The 13453-nt window shown below is 43.1% G+C and carries 12 protein-coding genes; 6 read left to right on the forward strand and 6 right to left on the reverse strand.

The window, feature by feature from the left end; genetic code table 11:
* Window positions 1–87: 87 nt before the first annotated feature.
* Genes A587_RS0120515 through A587_RS0120525 form a run of 3 tightly spaced genes read right to left on the reverse strand, consistent with a single transcriptional unit; the run spans window position 88 to window position 2542 of the window.
* Complete coding sequence (locus A587_RS0120515; protein WP_017219100.1) at window positions 88–1341, reverse strand: hypothetical protein; 1254 nt, start codon at window positions 1339–1341, stop codon at window positions 88–90.
* A complete protein-coding gene (locus A587_RS0120520) occupies window positions 1338–2171 on the reverse strand; it encodes an ABC transporter ATP-binding protein (RefSeq protein ID WP_017219101.1) in 834 nt (277 codons plus the stop codon). The genes A587_RS0120515 and A587_RS0120520 overlap by 4 nt, the downstream gene beginning before the upstream one ends.
* Window positions 2171–2542, reverse strand: coding sequence for a GntR family transcriptional regulator (locus A587_RS0120525; RefSeq protein ID WP_010373963.1), 372 nt, complete (start codon window positions 2540–2542; stop codon window positions 2171–2173). The genes A587_RS0120520 and A587_RS0120525 overlap by 1 nt, the downstream gene beginning before the upstream one ends.
* Window positions 2543–2631: 89 nt before the next feature.
* Here A587_RS0120525 and A587_RS0120530 point away from each other — a divergent pair, with 89 nt between their 5' ends.
* The 6 genes from A587_RS0120530 (at window position 2632) to A587_RS0120555 (ending at window position 10766) form a co-directional block, all read left to right on the forward strand.
* Window positions 2632–4116, forward strand: a complete 1485-nt coding sequence (locus A587_RS0120530; RefSeq protein ID WP_017219102.1) for an alpha/beta hydrolase — start codon at window positions 2632–2634, stop codon at window positions 4114–4116.
* A 3-nt stretch (window positions 4117–4119) separates the two neighbouring features.
* Window positions 4120–4854 (forward strand): ABC transporter ATP-binding protein, encoded by a 735-nt coding sequence (locus tag A587_RS0120535; RefSeq protein WP_010373966.1) that lies wholly within the window; start codon window positions 4120–4122, stop codon window positions 4852–4854.
* A complete protein-coding gene (locus A587_RS0120540; RefSeq protein WP_010373969.1) occupies window positions 4851–5987 on the forward strand; it encodes an ABC transporter permease in 1137 nt (378 codons plus the stop codon). The genes A587_RS0120535 and A587_RS0120540 overlap by 4 nt, the downstream gene beginning before the upstream one ends.
* A gap of 163 nt (window positions 5988–6150) precedes the next feature.
* Window positions 6151–7044: a tRNA 2-thiocytidine(32) synthetase TtcA gene (gene ttcA, locus A587_RS0120545; protein ID WP_017219103.1), complete on the forward strand. Its 894-nt coding sequence runs from the start codon at window positions 6151–6153 to the stop codon at window positions 7042–7044.
* Window positions 7045–7341: 297 nt separating this feature from the next.
* Window positions 7342–9495, forward strand: a complete 2154-nt coding sequence (locus A587_RS0120550; RefSeq protein ID WP_017219104.1) for a TonB-dependent siderophore receptor — start codon at window positions 7342–7344, stop codon at window positions 9493–9495.
* A gap of 74 nt (window positions 9496–9569) precedes the next feature.
* A complete protein-coding gene (locus A587_RS0120555) occupies window positions 9570–10766 on the forward strand; it encodes a PepSY-associated TM helix domain-containing protein (protein WP_017219105.1) in 1197 nt (398 codons plus the stop codon).
* A 53-nt stretch (window positions 10767–10819) separates the two neighbouring features.
* Here A587_RS0120555 and uspE read toward each other — a convergent pair whose 3' ends face one another.
* The 3 genes from uspE to A587_RS0120570 all read right to left on the reverse strand — a co-directional run bounded on the left by uspE (window position 10820) and on the right by A587_RS0120570 (window position 13452).
* Window positions 10820–11743, reverse strand: coding sequence for a universal stress protein UspE (gene uspE, locus A587_RS0120560; RefSeq protein WP_017219106.1), 924 nt, complete (start codon window positions 11741–11743; stop codon window positions 10820–10822).
* A gap of 117 nt (window positions 11744–11860) precedes the next feature.
* Window positions 11861–12595: an FNR family transcription factor gene (locus A587_RS0120565; RefSeq protein ID WP_010373979.1), complete on the reverse strand. Its 735-nt coding sequence runs from the start codon at window positions 12593–12595 to the stop codon at window positions 11861–11863.
* 185 nt (window positions 12596–12780) lie between these two features.
* A complete protein-coding gene (locus A587_RS0120570) occupies window positions 12781–13452 on the reverse strand; it encodes a sulfite exporter TauE/SafE family protein (RefSeq protein ID WP_017219107.1) in 672 nt (223 codons plus the stop codon).
* Window position 13453: the final 1 nt, after the last annotated feature.

The following is a 13453-nucleotide window of genomic DNA, read 5'->3' on the forward strand; positions in this document are numbered from 1 at the left end:
TATGCTCACTATCACTCCTCTATTCTAACCAGCACAGTCTCCGGTGGTTCAAGCGCTAGCGCCACGCCTCTACGAGCTACCCCTTTCTTAATCAAACTTCTTATTACTGTAAACAAGCAGTGAGGTGGCTATCACAACGTAACCTAATAAAAGATATACGGTGGTTGCTGATTGTTCGTGATTTAACAGGTAAGATTTAAATGCACTATGTAAAATGACGACGAACATGCAGGAAAGCGACAGCGTAAGGGCGCTTTTAATCATGCTTCCTAGCGCTACGCAAAGAACAAATCCCGCGATAGAGCCTGTAAATATCACTAAGTAGGAAGCCACAGTCTCGAATGTGGAAAAGAAGCTACAAGCTAGCAATATTAAAAGTTGAAACAAGGATAGGCAAAACCCAAGTTTAACCGCAGAGACGTGGTAAGCCTGCTTTATTGCTTTAAGGCTTGAATAGATAGGGAGTAGGTATAGTTGATCCCATGTCATTTTTGTTTGTAGTTTGGACCAACAGACAAAAATAGCGACCATCAGAACAAGCATATCGGTAAAGCCGATAACAAAATGGAGTGTGACACCAAAAAAGCCACTTGCCACAATCGCTAATAGCCCTGAGACAAGCAATATCTGACAGGTTTGTATCAACAGATTACCCGCAAAATAGCTCATTGGCATAAAAAATTGTCTAAACCCCTGAGTGAGGAAATCTGGTGCGAAGGTATTGCTCGGGAGCCACCCAGTTTGAATATTATTTATGTAGGTTTGATATGCCAAATGATGCCATTTGCAGTGATGAGCCCGCGTCACTAATAGGTATATTCCCATTAACATAAGGGGGATGGCAAGCAGTGCTAAAATTTGGGGGGTATCGCCAAAAAACATAGCGAGCACGAGTGCGAGCATAAAAACGTAACTATTATGTTTGAAATACACACTATTTCGAAGACATAGCAAAAAGAAGCTACCGCCAAAACTCGTTGCAAATAACATGGCGTAGGCAACTTCAGGTGCGGGGCGGTTGAGAAGAGCAAGAGCATTGAGTAGGTAGCCAATGACCAGAATTACCATACCTTGCAAGTATATGTGTTGTTTAATTGCAGGGAATAGTAAGGTGCTTTCCTGTGCTTGCAACTTCACTAACTGCCAACAAAAAGCCATCCATAAGGCGCTGATTGAAAAGACCAAACTAAATGTTTGTATATTTTGATCTTCTATTAAAGTTAACAAAGGTGAAGCGATAGACGCTAAGAACCCAGGAATGAAAAAATTTGCTGAGCCGCACTCTCGCAACCAAAACCCGGAAAACCCTGTCCACCAATTGCGCTGAGTTAATGTACTCATGCGTGTAGCTCCACAAAGAGCTGCTCAAGGTTGCTATGGCTTTGCTGTAGGTCTGCTGACCAGTTTGCACTGTCGTGAGCTTGATAAATGCTAAAACGTTCAGATTGATGAAGTACGTTTCCGGATGGCAGTTTGCTTGTAAGATGATGTGGTACAAGCCTAATTTGTTCCTTCAGTGTATCTAATTCGCCAGTAACCAAAACCTTACCATCTTTAATAATGGCAATATGACTCGCAACGCGCTCAACGTCAGATGTAATATGCGAGGAGAAAAGTACACCGGAGCCGGACTCAAGCGCTAACTCGAATAAGTCCGACATAAATTCTCGGCGTGCAATGGGGTCGAGACTTGACACTGGTTCGTCAAGGATCAGTAACTTAGGTCGGTACGACATCGCCATTATCAGCGCTAAGCTTTGTTGTTGGCCAACAGAAAGGTTACTTACTAGCTTGTTTTCGTCTAACTCGAAGCGAGAAAGCCATTCTTGCTCAAGTGTAATATCCCAATTTGGATAAAAGCTGCGGTGCAGTGCGAGAGCGTCTTTGACTTTAAAACCTTGATAGCCACAGGGCTGTTGTGGCACATAGCCAATTTGGCTTTTGCACGTAGGGCTCAGTTCTATGTTGCTGCTGTTGAGGCAGCTAACCTCACCACTATTTTGTTCGATTAACCCAAGTGCAATTCGCAGTAGTGTCGTTTTACCGGCCCCGTTTCGTCCTAGTAAACCCATAACCATGCCAGGTTCAATAATAAGATTTATGTCTTCAAGAACCGGCTTGTCGGCAAATTGTTTATGGATTTTAGTAAATTGTAGTAGTGGGCTTGTCATTATTCTTGTCCCCAATTTTTATCAATTAATGATATCAATTCAGTCTTACTGATCCCAAGCTGTTTCGCATCACTAATTAAAATATCTAGGTTTTTATGGAGTAGATTATCGGTCTGTTGTGTAGTTTGCTGCTGTGCAACGCGTGTCGGTTGGCCGCGTCTTCGTTCAAGCCAACCTTGATCGACAAGTTGCCCGATAGCCCGAGAGACGGTCATCGGATTTACCGAGAAGTGTTCAGCTAGCTTTCTTACAGAAGGTAGCTCTTCTCCGGCTTGTGCTTTACCCGACACAATTAAACGCACTATCTGATCAAATAGCTGCTTATAAATCGGCTCTGCGCTGTTGGGGTTGACATGAATAAGATCTAGCATTACTCTAATTCTACTGTATTAATACAATAATACACTGATACACTCACTTAAAGTTAGCATACTGACCGTGAGTCAACAAGGAAATAACTATGAAAAAGCCATTTAAGTTTAAGAAAAGCTTAGTAAAGCTAGCGCTACTTCCTCTCGTTTTAGGAACTGTGCTGCCATTACAAGCGGCAACATCAACATCAGAATTATCCGCTTGTTATGCAAAAGGCCTCAGTGACAGAGCGCAATGCGGAAAAATCTCGCAACCATTAAGTGAAACCAAAACAGAACAAAAAATTGATATTCATTTTATGGTTATTCCAGCAATAAAGCCGCTTTACCCACAAGAAGCAATTATTGCGTTTGCAGGCGGACCTGGACAATCGGCCACTGAAATTGCAGCGAACTTTGAAAGAATTCTTAAATACGCGAGAGAAAATAGAGACATTATACTTGTTGATCAACGGGGAACTGGAAAGTCCAATCTATTGCAATGTGATATGGATGATCTTGAGCAACAGTTTGCGCTAAATGATACCTTATTGGGTCTCGATTTTTACAAAGAAGATGCCCTTAAGTGTAAAGAAAAACTAGACACAGATCTTTCCGATTATACGACGGTTGCAGCTGCAAAAGATTTTGATGCGGTAAGAGTCGCGCTTGGTTATAGCAAATTTCACCTATATGGTGGCTCATATGGAACACGCATCGCACTTGAGTATATGAGACAGTTCCCTGATAGTGTTGCATCGGCCGTGTTAGATGGTCTTGCACCCAATAACCAAAGCTTAATGGCGATTGGTGGCGCGATAGAAGATTCATTGAATGCCCTTTTTGCACAATGTGAGTCCGATAAAAAATGTGCAAATAGTTATCCGAATCTAAAGCAGCAATGGCAAAGCTTGCTTAATCAAGTAGAGCAAACGCCGATAGAGGTGTCTGTACTTCACCCTAGAACCAGCAAACCGCTTGCGATGACGATGACCAAAATGAAGCTATTTAGCGCGATTAGGATGGCGCTTTACTCTCATTCTTTCCGCGCATTGGTGCCGCTTGCGATTAGTGAAGCGACTAAAGGTAACCTTGCTCCACTTGTTGGCATGATGGCACCAAGTGAAGACGGTCTGGGATTGGCCATGGGGATGCATCAGGCGATTGTATGTGGGGAAGATTGGCCACGATTAACGGCTGCGGACAAAGCCAAATATAGTGAAAACTATATGGGTAAGATGATGATCACAGGACTAGATGCGACATGTCCAATTTGGAATGTGAGTCCGGTGCCAAGTAGTTATTATGAACCCGTTGCGTCCGATATTCCAACCTTACTGCTTTCTGGCGGATTAGACCCAGCAACGCCTGCTAAGTGGGCAGACGTTGCGATGGAAAAACTAAGCAATGCTACGCACTTAGTTGCGCCAACGGCTACGCATATTGTCGCAGGGCAAAGCTGTGCTAATAAGCTTATTGCTAAGTTTTACGATGAAAAGACGGTGGGAGACTTTGATATTAGCTGTCTTGAAGAAGACACGCGCAAACAATTCTTTATGAACATCAATGGCCCAGCAACCGCTAATAAGGAGTAACTCATGATCCAAGTAGATAACTTATATAAAAAGATTGGTGAAGTGAACGCGCTAGACGGGCTGTCATTTACCGCTCGTGATGGTCAAATTACGGGACTATTGGGACCAAATGGGGCAGGTAAAACGACTTGTTTACGGACCGTATTTGGCCTGCTCCAAGCTGATCAAGGTATGGCGTCTATCGATAGTATTGATGTTGCCAAAGAACCGACCAGAGCAAAACAACAATTAGGGCTGTTCCCAGACCCGTGTGGACTCTACGAGCGAATGACACCGCGTGAATATACCCAATTTTACGCTGAACTAAGTGGCATGGACGCAAAATCGGCCGCTGCCGCGACGCAAGAAGTGTTAGAAAAGCTGCAAATGTTGGATATCGCGGATAGACGCTGTAAAGGCTTTTCACAAGGTCAAAGAATGAAAACAGCGTTGGCGCAGGCAATCGTGCATAAACCAACGAATATTGTACTTGATGAGCCAACGCGTGGTTTAGATGTAATGAGTACCAGAGTATTACGGGATTTGTTGTTGATGCTTAAGGCGCAAGGTCACTGTGTCTTGTTTTCTAGCCACGTGATGCAAGAAGTTGCAGCACTTTGCGATCATGTGGTGGTCATGGCGAAAGGCAAAGTGGTCGCGGAAGGTTCTCCACAAGCTCTATGTGAACAAACAGGTAAAGCATCGCTTGAGGAAGCTTTCATTACCCTAATCGGTACGGATGAAGGAATTGCAGCATGATGAAATTAATCTCAGTTTTATTTAAAAAAGAAGTGTTAGACGCAAGCCGCGACAAACGTTCAGTGATGGCTGGCCTTTACTATTGCATCGGTGCACCTATTCTAATGTGTGTATTATTTACCGTCATGTTTAAGCAAATGGCTTCGCCTGATGCACTCAAAATCACCATTAATAATGCGGAGAATGCGCCCAACTTAGTACAATTTTTAGCGAGTAAAGAAATTGAACATGGTGAAGGCGAAGAGGTTAAAGCCATTACCTTGGAGGTAAGCGAAGATTACCAAGAAAATATGATGCAAGGTAAGAGCGCGACGGTATTTATCATCGCTGATAAGTCGGAGCAAAAGCTACGCTCATCAATTAATCGACTCGAGCGTAACCTCATGTTATACAACAGCGAAGTTGCTTCATTGCGGTTAGTCGCGCGTGGTATCGATCCGACAATTGCACGTGCGATAGATGTTCAAACTCATGACCAAGCGACACCAACCTCTAAAGGGGGCTTCGTATTAGGTATTGCAACGTTATCTATTATTATTTCACTATTTTATGCGGCGATGGGTATGGCAATTGACAGTAGTGCAGGGGAGCGTGAACGCAACTCTTTACAGCTATTACTTAGCCACCCGATAAGTACTATGCATATTGTCTTAGCTAAAGTGGGGGCAATTGCAGGTTTCTCTATCATTGCTTTAGTGTTAACCACCATAGTATCAAAGTTTGCGTATAATATGGTGCCTTGGGAAATGATGGGCTTTACGGTGATTATTGGTCCTAAATTCATAATTTCGGCAATTATCATTGGCCTGCCTATTGCGCTAATGTCAGCCAGTTTATTGATATTTATCTCTTTCTTAGCTAAATCATTTAAAGAGGCGCAATCTTATGTAGCGATGGCGCTGTTCATTCCGGTAATGATGAGTATGGCAACGACCTATGATATTGCTACCGACATTATGCAGTGGATGCCGATCGCAGCGCAGCAAAACGCAATGATTGAAATCATTAAAGGCAATGCGATACCGGTACCACAACTATTGTTGTCGAGCGCGGTAACGCTGGGGTTGTTTGCTATTTTCACCTACCTAAGCAGTCGTATGCTAAAAAGTGAAAAGGTAGTGTTCGGCCTATAATTTATTAGTTCCCAACAATGGCGCCCAGAGCGGCGCCATTTTTGTATTTTACCTCATCTCAATTTCACGTATAATCGGCGCCCCATAATTGATGTAGTAATGTACTAGCGCGATAACGCCCACAGTACACAGTTGAGTAAGTATGAATACGGCACCTAACACCATGACAGAGCAAGATAATCGCAAAGAAGTTTTAGAGTTTAATAAGCTGCAAAAGCGTCTGCGCCGTAATGTCGGCAACGCCATCAAAGATTACAATATGATCGAAGAAGGCGATGTGGTGATGGCTTGTATCAGCGGTGGTAAGGATTCATTCGCCATGCTAGATATTTTACTTAGCCTAAAAAAAGCGGCACCAATTCACTTTGATGTGGTGGCGGTCAATCTGGATCAAAAGCAGCCTGGGTTCCCAGAGCATATCTTGCCTGAGTACTTCGAAACGTTAGACATTCCTTATTACATCATTGATAAAGATACTTACTCAGTCGTAAAAGAGAAAGTACCAGAGGGCAAAACGACTTGTGGTCTTTGTTCACGCTTGCGTCGTGGCACTTTGTACTCATTTGCGGAAAAGATTGGCGCAACTAAAATCGCACTGGGCCATCACCTAGATGATATCGTTGAAACGCTGTTTTTAAACATGTTCTACGGTGCAAGAATGAAAGCGATGCCGCCAAAGCTGCGCTCTGATGATGGTCGTAATGTGGTGATCCGCCCGCTCACTTATGCGCGTGAAAAAGATCTAATTCAATACGCTGAACATAAGGGTTTTCCTATTATTCCGTGCAACCTATGTGGCTCGCAAGAAAACCTGCAACGTCAAAATATTAAATCTATGTTGGTAGAGTGGGACAAGAAAACACCTGGTCGAGTAGAGAATATTTTCAAATCAATTCAGAATGTTAGTCCAAGCCAGCTGGCTGACACTGAACTCTTTGACTTCGAAAGTTTGCCTCTAGATAGAGACGGTGAGCGTGAAGCTTATGATTTTAATGAAGCTGTGGTTTCCTCGACAAACATTGATGAATCATTGTTTATTGATGTAACTAATATTTAATTCTCAACAATGATTTTTCCAGACTAGGTCTGATAGGCCTAGTCTCAAACTCAATAATTGCTACTCTATAACTTAGCTACTCTCGCTCACCAACAGACTAAAAATCTTTCACTTTAAATGACCTGTTAACTCTACGTACCTACTTTATGCATGCAGTGGGAAAGTGCTCTCTGCATGAGATATTTTTACTCTAGATTTTGCAAAAAATGCAATTAAATTCAGGTTTTTTATTTTAAATGCAATTAGTAATTGTTATCATTTGTTTGCGCTTTAATAATAACCAAGTTGTGGCTCTTAATGAAAACAGTATCAAAACTATCCCTTATCGCGTTAGCGATTATGTATCCCTCCTTGCACGCATCAGCTCAGCAGCAAGCGTCAGAAGATAAGCTTACAGACCAAGACATAGAAAAAATAACCGTCGTTAGCCGTACATTAAATTTATACCGCAATGGTGAGTCTTCAACGGGAAAGCTTGCGGTTGACCCACTTAACTCGACCCAGATGGTGACTTCTCTCAATGCAAATTTGATCCGTGATTTAGCAGCAAGAGATGCTAAAGATCTCTATCGTAATATCGCGGGAGTAAGCCAATTTAGCTACGCGGGGGTGACTGCACGTGGCTTTCGTCAAGAAGAAATCTATTTTGATGGTCTAAGAGGCGACCCATATGTTGGGTTTAATGTCCCACAGCTATTTAATGTCGAGCGTGTCGACTTTTTAAAAGGTCCCGCCGGTATGCTGTATGGCCCCGGTGCTCCTGGTGGATTATTCAACTATATAACTAAAAAGCCGCAATCTGAGTTTAGTGCCAACACTCGTATTATCGCGGGCACAGATAGCCGCTATGGTGCTTCTGGTGAGGTGACTGGTGAAGTTGCACAAGCACAAAGCATTCGCCTAGGGGCGTTTTACGAACAACAAGATACCTACCGCGATAATAGTGCCAGCGAAGTGGCAATTGTGGATGCAGGCTACGCTTATGATTTTGATGATGCTCGTTTGATTTTGCAATATACACACTACAAACAGGACTTGGACGCGAATCGCTTACGCGGTGTCCCTGCTGGTGATGACGGTGAGTTTTTAACCACACCATCGTGGAACCACAATGAGCCTACAGACTTTTTAAATCTAACCTCAGATGTATTGCAAGCGAGTGTCGTTGGGGACTTGAGTCCATCGCTAAGCTACAACGTTGCGCTTCGTTACATAGATAATGAACAAGAACAAAATTATCATGAACCAAGAGCACTCATCGACAGCAATAAAGATGGTCAAATCGATTTGGTCGCACGTGAGTTCCGAGATCAACTAAGAGCCCAATCTCAACTCTCTTTTGCGGCTAACTTTGTTTATGAAACACAAGTACTTGGCGCTGAGCAGCGTACCGCATTTGGACTAGATATATATTCTGGTGAAGAAGATGCATTATTAGGTCGAGCGTCAGCATCTAATGACTTTGTCACTCGTTATCTAAATGGTACGTCGTTAGACTCGGATATTTTGCCTTTGTCTCTCTACAATCCTAATTATGGCGAAACGCAGCCAAACCAATACAATGTGAAGTTTGCGCCAGAAAGTACAACGAAACAAAAGCGTAATGGCACCTATGTACTAAACGAACTCGCTTGGGAGAAAGTAACGCTTGTTGCAGGCATACGTTATGACCAGTTTGAAGACGATGCCAATGGCAGTAAGTTTGATGATACCAATGTTAGCTTCAGAATTGGTGGTATCTACAAGCTATCTGATGACATCTCATTGTATTCACAGTGGGCTGACTCTTACGAACCCCAAGGCGTATCCAGTCAGGACGAAAAAGCGGGTGGTCCATTTGAGCCAACGACGGGTGATATCATTGAAGTTGGGCTTAACGCAGAGTTATTTGACGGAAGTACATTGCTAAAAGTGGCTGGTTATCAGATAACAAGGCAAAACTTGCTACAAAATACAGGCGCAGATCCTGAGCAAGATGGTGTTGATAATTTAGCGTCAATCGGAGAAATCACGAGTAAAGGCCTAGAAATCGAATTGATCACCGATGTGACCCCTGACTGGGTAGTAAGTCTGGCCTATGCCTATAATGATGCGACTATCACCGCTGACAATGGCGCTGGAGGGATCCGCAATAGTGTTGGCGATAAATTTGCCAACGCCCCTGAAAATCAGTTTGGGGTGTGGACTCGATATCAGATCCCCGAGTGGAATTTGGCTTTCGCAGTTGGCGGAAACTATGTGGATGAGCAGCTTAGTTTATCTGGCCAAACACTAAATTCCTATTTCGTCGCTGACACCTCAATTATTTGGGAGTTAGATAACTACAGTGTGCTATTCAGAATTGAAAACGTATTCGACAAGGAATATGCAGAGTCGGGCTTCTTAGAGCGCACAGGACACTTTCCGGGCGATCCAAGAAATGCTTTCCTTGAGTTTACCTACAACTGGTAATACGTAAGTTAATCTGAGGCTCGGTGAGTTATCCGAGCTTGTGGAAATAAAAGTCTACCTTTATGAGGATCCAGATGGCTGACAAAGCTAGACAAAGAAAGCGGCTACGTAAGTTATATGATTTACATGCCTGGGTAGGCTTTCAATTAGCGGCCGTTATGTTTGTGATCCTCGCAACGGGCACAATCGCAACTGTTTCAAATGAATTGGATTGGCTGGTTTTTGACCAAATGCGTGCGAGCCAAAAGCCCAAAGAGGTAAAAGAGCAAACGGCTGTATCTTGGAGAAACATGTATGCGTCGATAGCTGAGCGCTATCCAGAAGGTCGTATTACTACGTTAGGTACAATGGGAAGCGACTACTTTACCTATCGAGCACGGGTGGCTTTCGAGGCTAAAAGTGACAGGTATGTGCACATCGATCAATGGACTTATGAAGTAACCGGCGACATCCCATTACTTACAATTCAACGATTTTTTAGAGATTTGCATCGCTACCTATTTATGCCGGCAATGCCCGGGCTGCCAATTGTCACTGCTTTTGCATTCATTTTACTGATCTCTGTCTATACCGGACTGAAAACCACACGAAATTGGAAAGTTGCGCTGTGGCGTTTGAGAGTGGCGCAAGGTACAAGAGTATTTTTGAGTGACTTGCATAAGGCCTTTGGCTTATGGGGACTATGGTTTACCACACTTATAATAATTACAGGTATTTGGTATCTATATGAGTTTTCTGCACGGGTAGCCGGTGTGAGTTTGGAGCCTCCAGCTCCAAAAGTTGAGCATGTTACAGCGGTAAAAGACGCCAACATGCTCTCCGCAGGGCGCTTTGAAAGCGCTTTTGAGAAGGCGCAGCTTGCCATTCCCAATTGGACGATAACAACCGTACAGCTGCCGAAAGCAGATAATGCGGTGCTGCGTTTCCAAGGAGTGGGTACAAACCCTGTACTTCGGGATAGAGCGCACAAGGTTTATATGGACCCAACAACGCTAGAGGTTTTAGCAATACAGCAACCTGAAAATATGGCGTGGGGCAATTATCTTAACGAATATGCAGATCCATTACACTTTGGTTATTTTGCTGGGATCACCTCTAAGCTTATATGGTTTGTGTTTGGTCTTGCGTTAACCGGACTGTCGTTTACCGGCGTGATGATGACATACAAGCGCACTAAGTCTAAAAGTATAACGGGCGCACAGTTGGCAACGTTGCCGATATTTTGTTTATCAGCATTTTACTTTTATTTCTGGCTTGTCAGATATACATAAAGGGGATGTGCGGCTGGTTATTTGCCGCACGTTAAATTAATTTGAGCACTGAGTTAGTCTTCTAATGGGGATTTATAGCCATCAGGCTTTAGTGCTAAGACATCACAGTCTAAGCTATCTATCACATGCTCAGCAGTATTGCCAACAAGCGCTGCACTCAGTCCAGTGCGACCGACAGTGCCAATGACCACTAACTCAGCATCTTTTTCTTTAGCAACATAGGGAATAACGTCCTCCGGTAGACCTTCTTTGATGATACAGTCGCTTCTATCTATTGAATAAGTTTCTGCGAGTGCAAACGTTTCGTCTTCATGGTGTTTTTTCACGGCTTCATTGTATTGCGATGGGTTAAATTCGGGAATTTCAATGGCAATATTAACAGGCGTTGCTGGATAGGTGTTTACCAGGCTCAATTTGGCATTGGCCAATTCACATAAAAACTGAGCATCTGTAATGATACGTTTATTGAGTTGTTGATGTTGTTCGTTATCGCTGACAGAGTTTACAGCTGCAATAATGTTGCCTTGGTCTGGCCAAGCGTGATCCTTAACCAGCAAAAGAGGCGCAGGGCATTTTCGAATTAAATGCCAGTCGGTGGGGGTGAAGATAACTGACTTTAGCGTATCGTGCTGATGGGTGGATTTAATGACCAAATCATAATCATGCGCGAGCACGGTTTTGATTATCGCTTCGTAGGGGCGATTGTGCCACAACACTTTAGTTTGGATATTCACATCAGAAAAGCCTTTAACCATATCGGCAAGCCATGCCTCTCTGTCTTTGATCACCGCTTCACGCATTGCTTCACGCTCGTCTTTAGACAACATCGTGGTCATTTCATAGGAGAAGTCATAAATAGACATAAATGCAGTGATGGCTGCACCGGTACGCTTGGCAAGATTGATAGAGCGTTCTAAGCTATTTTGGCGCTCTTTGGTTGGATCAATTACGGTGAGTATACTTTTGATTTTATCCACGACTATCTCCTTAAAACGGTATACAAATAAGGTCAGAAGCTTTTCACCTCTGACCTTATTGAGTGTAACCGATCCTATCTAAGGATAAAGTCTTAACGATAAATAGTTTGTTCTAAATCAAGATGCAATTGCGGCTGTTTCAGCTAAGGCTGCAGCATCAATAATAGTAATAAACTTGCCTTCGACCTTGATGGTTCCGGCTTTTTGGAAACGACTGAGTAAACGACTAATGGTTTCTACGGTAAGACCCAAGTAGTTACCAATTTCACCGCGCGTCATCGTAAAGCGAAATTCTTTACGAGAAAAGCCACGCTCGCCAAAGCGATTTGAAAGGTTATAGATAAAAGTTGCTAAGCGTTCTTCAGCAGTCTTTTTATTCAATAATAACAACATTTCTTGGTCGTAATTGATTTCACTGCTCATTAATCGCATGATCTGTTGGCGCAGTTTTGGCAGCTTACCAGCTAACTCATCAAGGGTGTCAAAAGGGATTTCGCATACCATAGAGGTTTCTAAAGCTTGTGCGAAGCTTTGGTGCTGCATTTTATTAATGGCATCAAAACCCACAAGATCGCCCGCAAGGTGAAATCCTGTGATCTGCTCGTCGCCTTGTTCAGACAGTGTGTAGCTTTTAAATGAGCCGGAACGAACGGCAAAGATAGCATTTAATGGCGCACCTGACTCGAAAAGAAAATCCCCTTTATGAAGCGGCTTTTTACGTTCAATGATCTCATCTAACTTATCCATTTCGCTGCCATTGAGCGAAAATGGGAGGCAAAGTTGACTGATACTGCAATTATTGCAGCTGATTGTGCATTGGCTCTTTGAGCGGTTTTGATTACTTAAGTCCATAAAATTTCCATAAGTCTATGACGCACGTGAAGGCAACCTAGTATCAAAGCATAACGGTTTTGGTACTACAGATCGCCACAAACTCATATGACACGCAAAAGAAAATTTGGTTATCAATTGGAGCTCCTAATCTCAAAGCGCTAACCAATAATCTTAAATGATGAGTTTGCTTAGATAAGGATAGGTTAATGTACTAACTTATCAGTTGCAATAATAATTAAATAAACACCATACCAAATCAATAAATTACCCATAATAATACGTGTAACTAAATGATTTATAAACTTTTGTAGCAGCTGAGCCGATTGTCCTATTACAATCAGCGCAGGCATTGTGCCGACACCAAAGGCGAGCATAATGAGTGCGCCTTCAGTTGCTGATTTCGCTTGTAATGTCCATGTTAAAGCCGAATAAACTAGGCCACAGGGTAGCCATCCCCATAAGGCCCCGTAGCAAAACGCTTTGGTTTTTGTATTGACCGGGACTAAGTAGCGATTGAGCTTAACAATATGTTGCCAAATTAAGCTTTTAGCAAACGACTCTAGCCATTTTAAGGTGCTGGCTAAGCGCATTACGTAGATAGCGACAAGCACCATAAAAATACCACTCATCAATTGTAATATAATGGCGAGTGATGTGTTTTGTTTGGCGAGACTTGCCCCGAGTAGGGCAACAAGGCTGCCAGCAAGCGCATAGCTGGAGATACGTCCGATATTATACAACAAGGTAACAACCACTGCAGAAAGCTGCTTGCTCGCCAGTTGTAGCGAGCTGGCAATACCGCCACACATCACCAAGCAGTGACCACTTCCCGCAAGCCCCATCACAAATGCACTTAGCAAGCTTATCTCATTCATG

This window comes from Pseudoalteromonas sp. NJ631 (assembly GCF_000276645.1).
GTDB classification, from domain to species: Bacteria; Pseudomonadota; Gammaproteobacteria; order Enterobacterales; family Alteromonadaceae; genus Pseudoalteromonas; species Pseudoalteromonas piscicida.

Excerpts from the sequence above, each read along its gene's own strand:
- A587_RS0120530 (WP_017219102.1), top strand. The coding sequence starts at position 2,632 with ATGAAAAAGCCATTTAAGTTTAAGAAAAGCTTAGTAAAGCTAGCGCTA.
- A587_RS0120540 (WP_010373969.1), top strand. The coding sequence starts at position 4,851 with ATGATGAAATTAATCTCAGTTTTATTTAAAAAAGAAGTGTTAGACGCA.
- A587_RS0120520 (WP_017219101.1), bottom strand. The coding sequence starts at position 2,171 with ATGACAAGCCCACTACTACAATTTACTAAAATCCATAAACAATTTGCC.
- A587_RS0120570 (WP_017219107.1), bottom strand. The coding sequence starts at position 13,452 with ATGAATGAGATAAGCTTGCTAAGTGCATTTGTGATGGGGCTTGCGGGA.
- A587_RS0120535 (WP_010373966.1), top strand. The coding sequence starts at position 4,120 with ATGATCCAAGTAGATAACTTATATAAAAAGATTGGTGAAGTGAACGCG.
- A587_RS0120525 (WP_010373963.1), bottom strand. The coding sequence starts at position 2,542 with ATGCTAGATCTTATTCATGTCAACCCCAACAGCGCAGAGCCGATTTAT.
- A587_RS0120565 (WP_010373979.1), bottom strand. The coding sequence starts at position 12,595 with ATGGACTTAAGTAATCAAAACCGCTCAAAGAGCCAATGCACAATCAGC.
- A587_RS0120555 (WP_017219105.1), top strand. The coding sequence starts at position 9,570 with ATGGCTGACAAAGCTAGACAAAGAAAGCGGCTACGTAAGTTATATGAT.
- A587_RS0120550 (WP_017219104.1), top strand. The coding sequence starts at position 7,342 with ATGAAAACAGTATCAAAACTATCCCTTATCGCGTTAGCGATTATGTAT.
- A587_RS0120515 (WP_017219100.1), bottom strand. The coding sequence starts at position 1,341 with ATGAGTACATTAACTCAGCGCAATTGGTGGACAGGGTTTTCCGGGTTT.
- ttcA (WP_017219103.1), top strand. The coding sequence starts at position 6,151 with ATGACAGAGCAAGATAATCGCAAAGAAGTTTTAGAGTTTAATAAGCTG.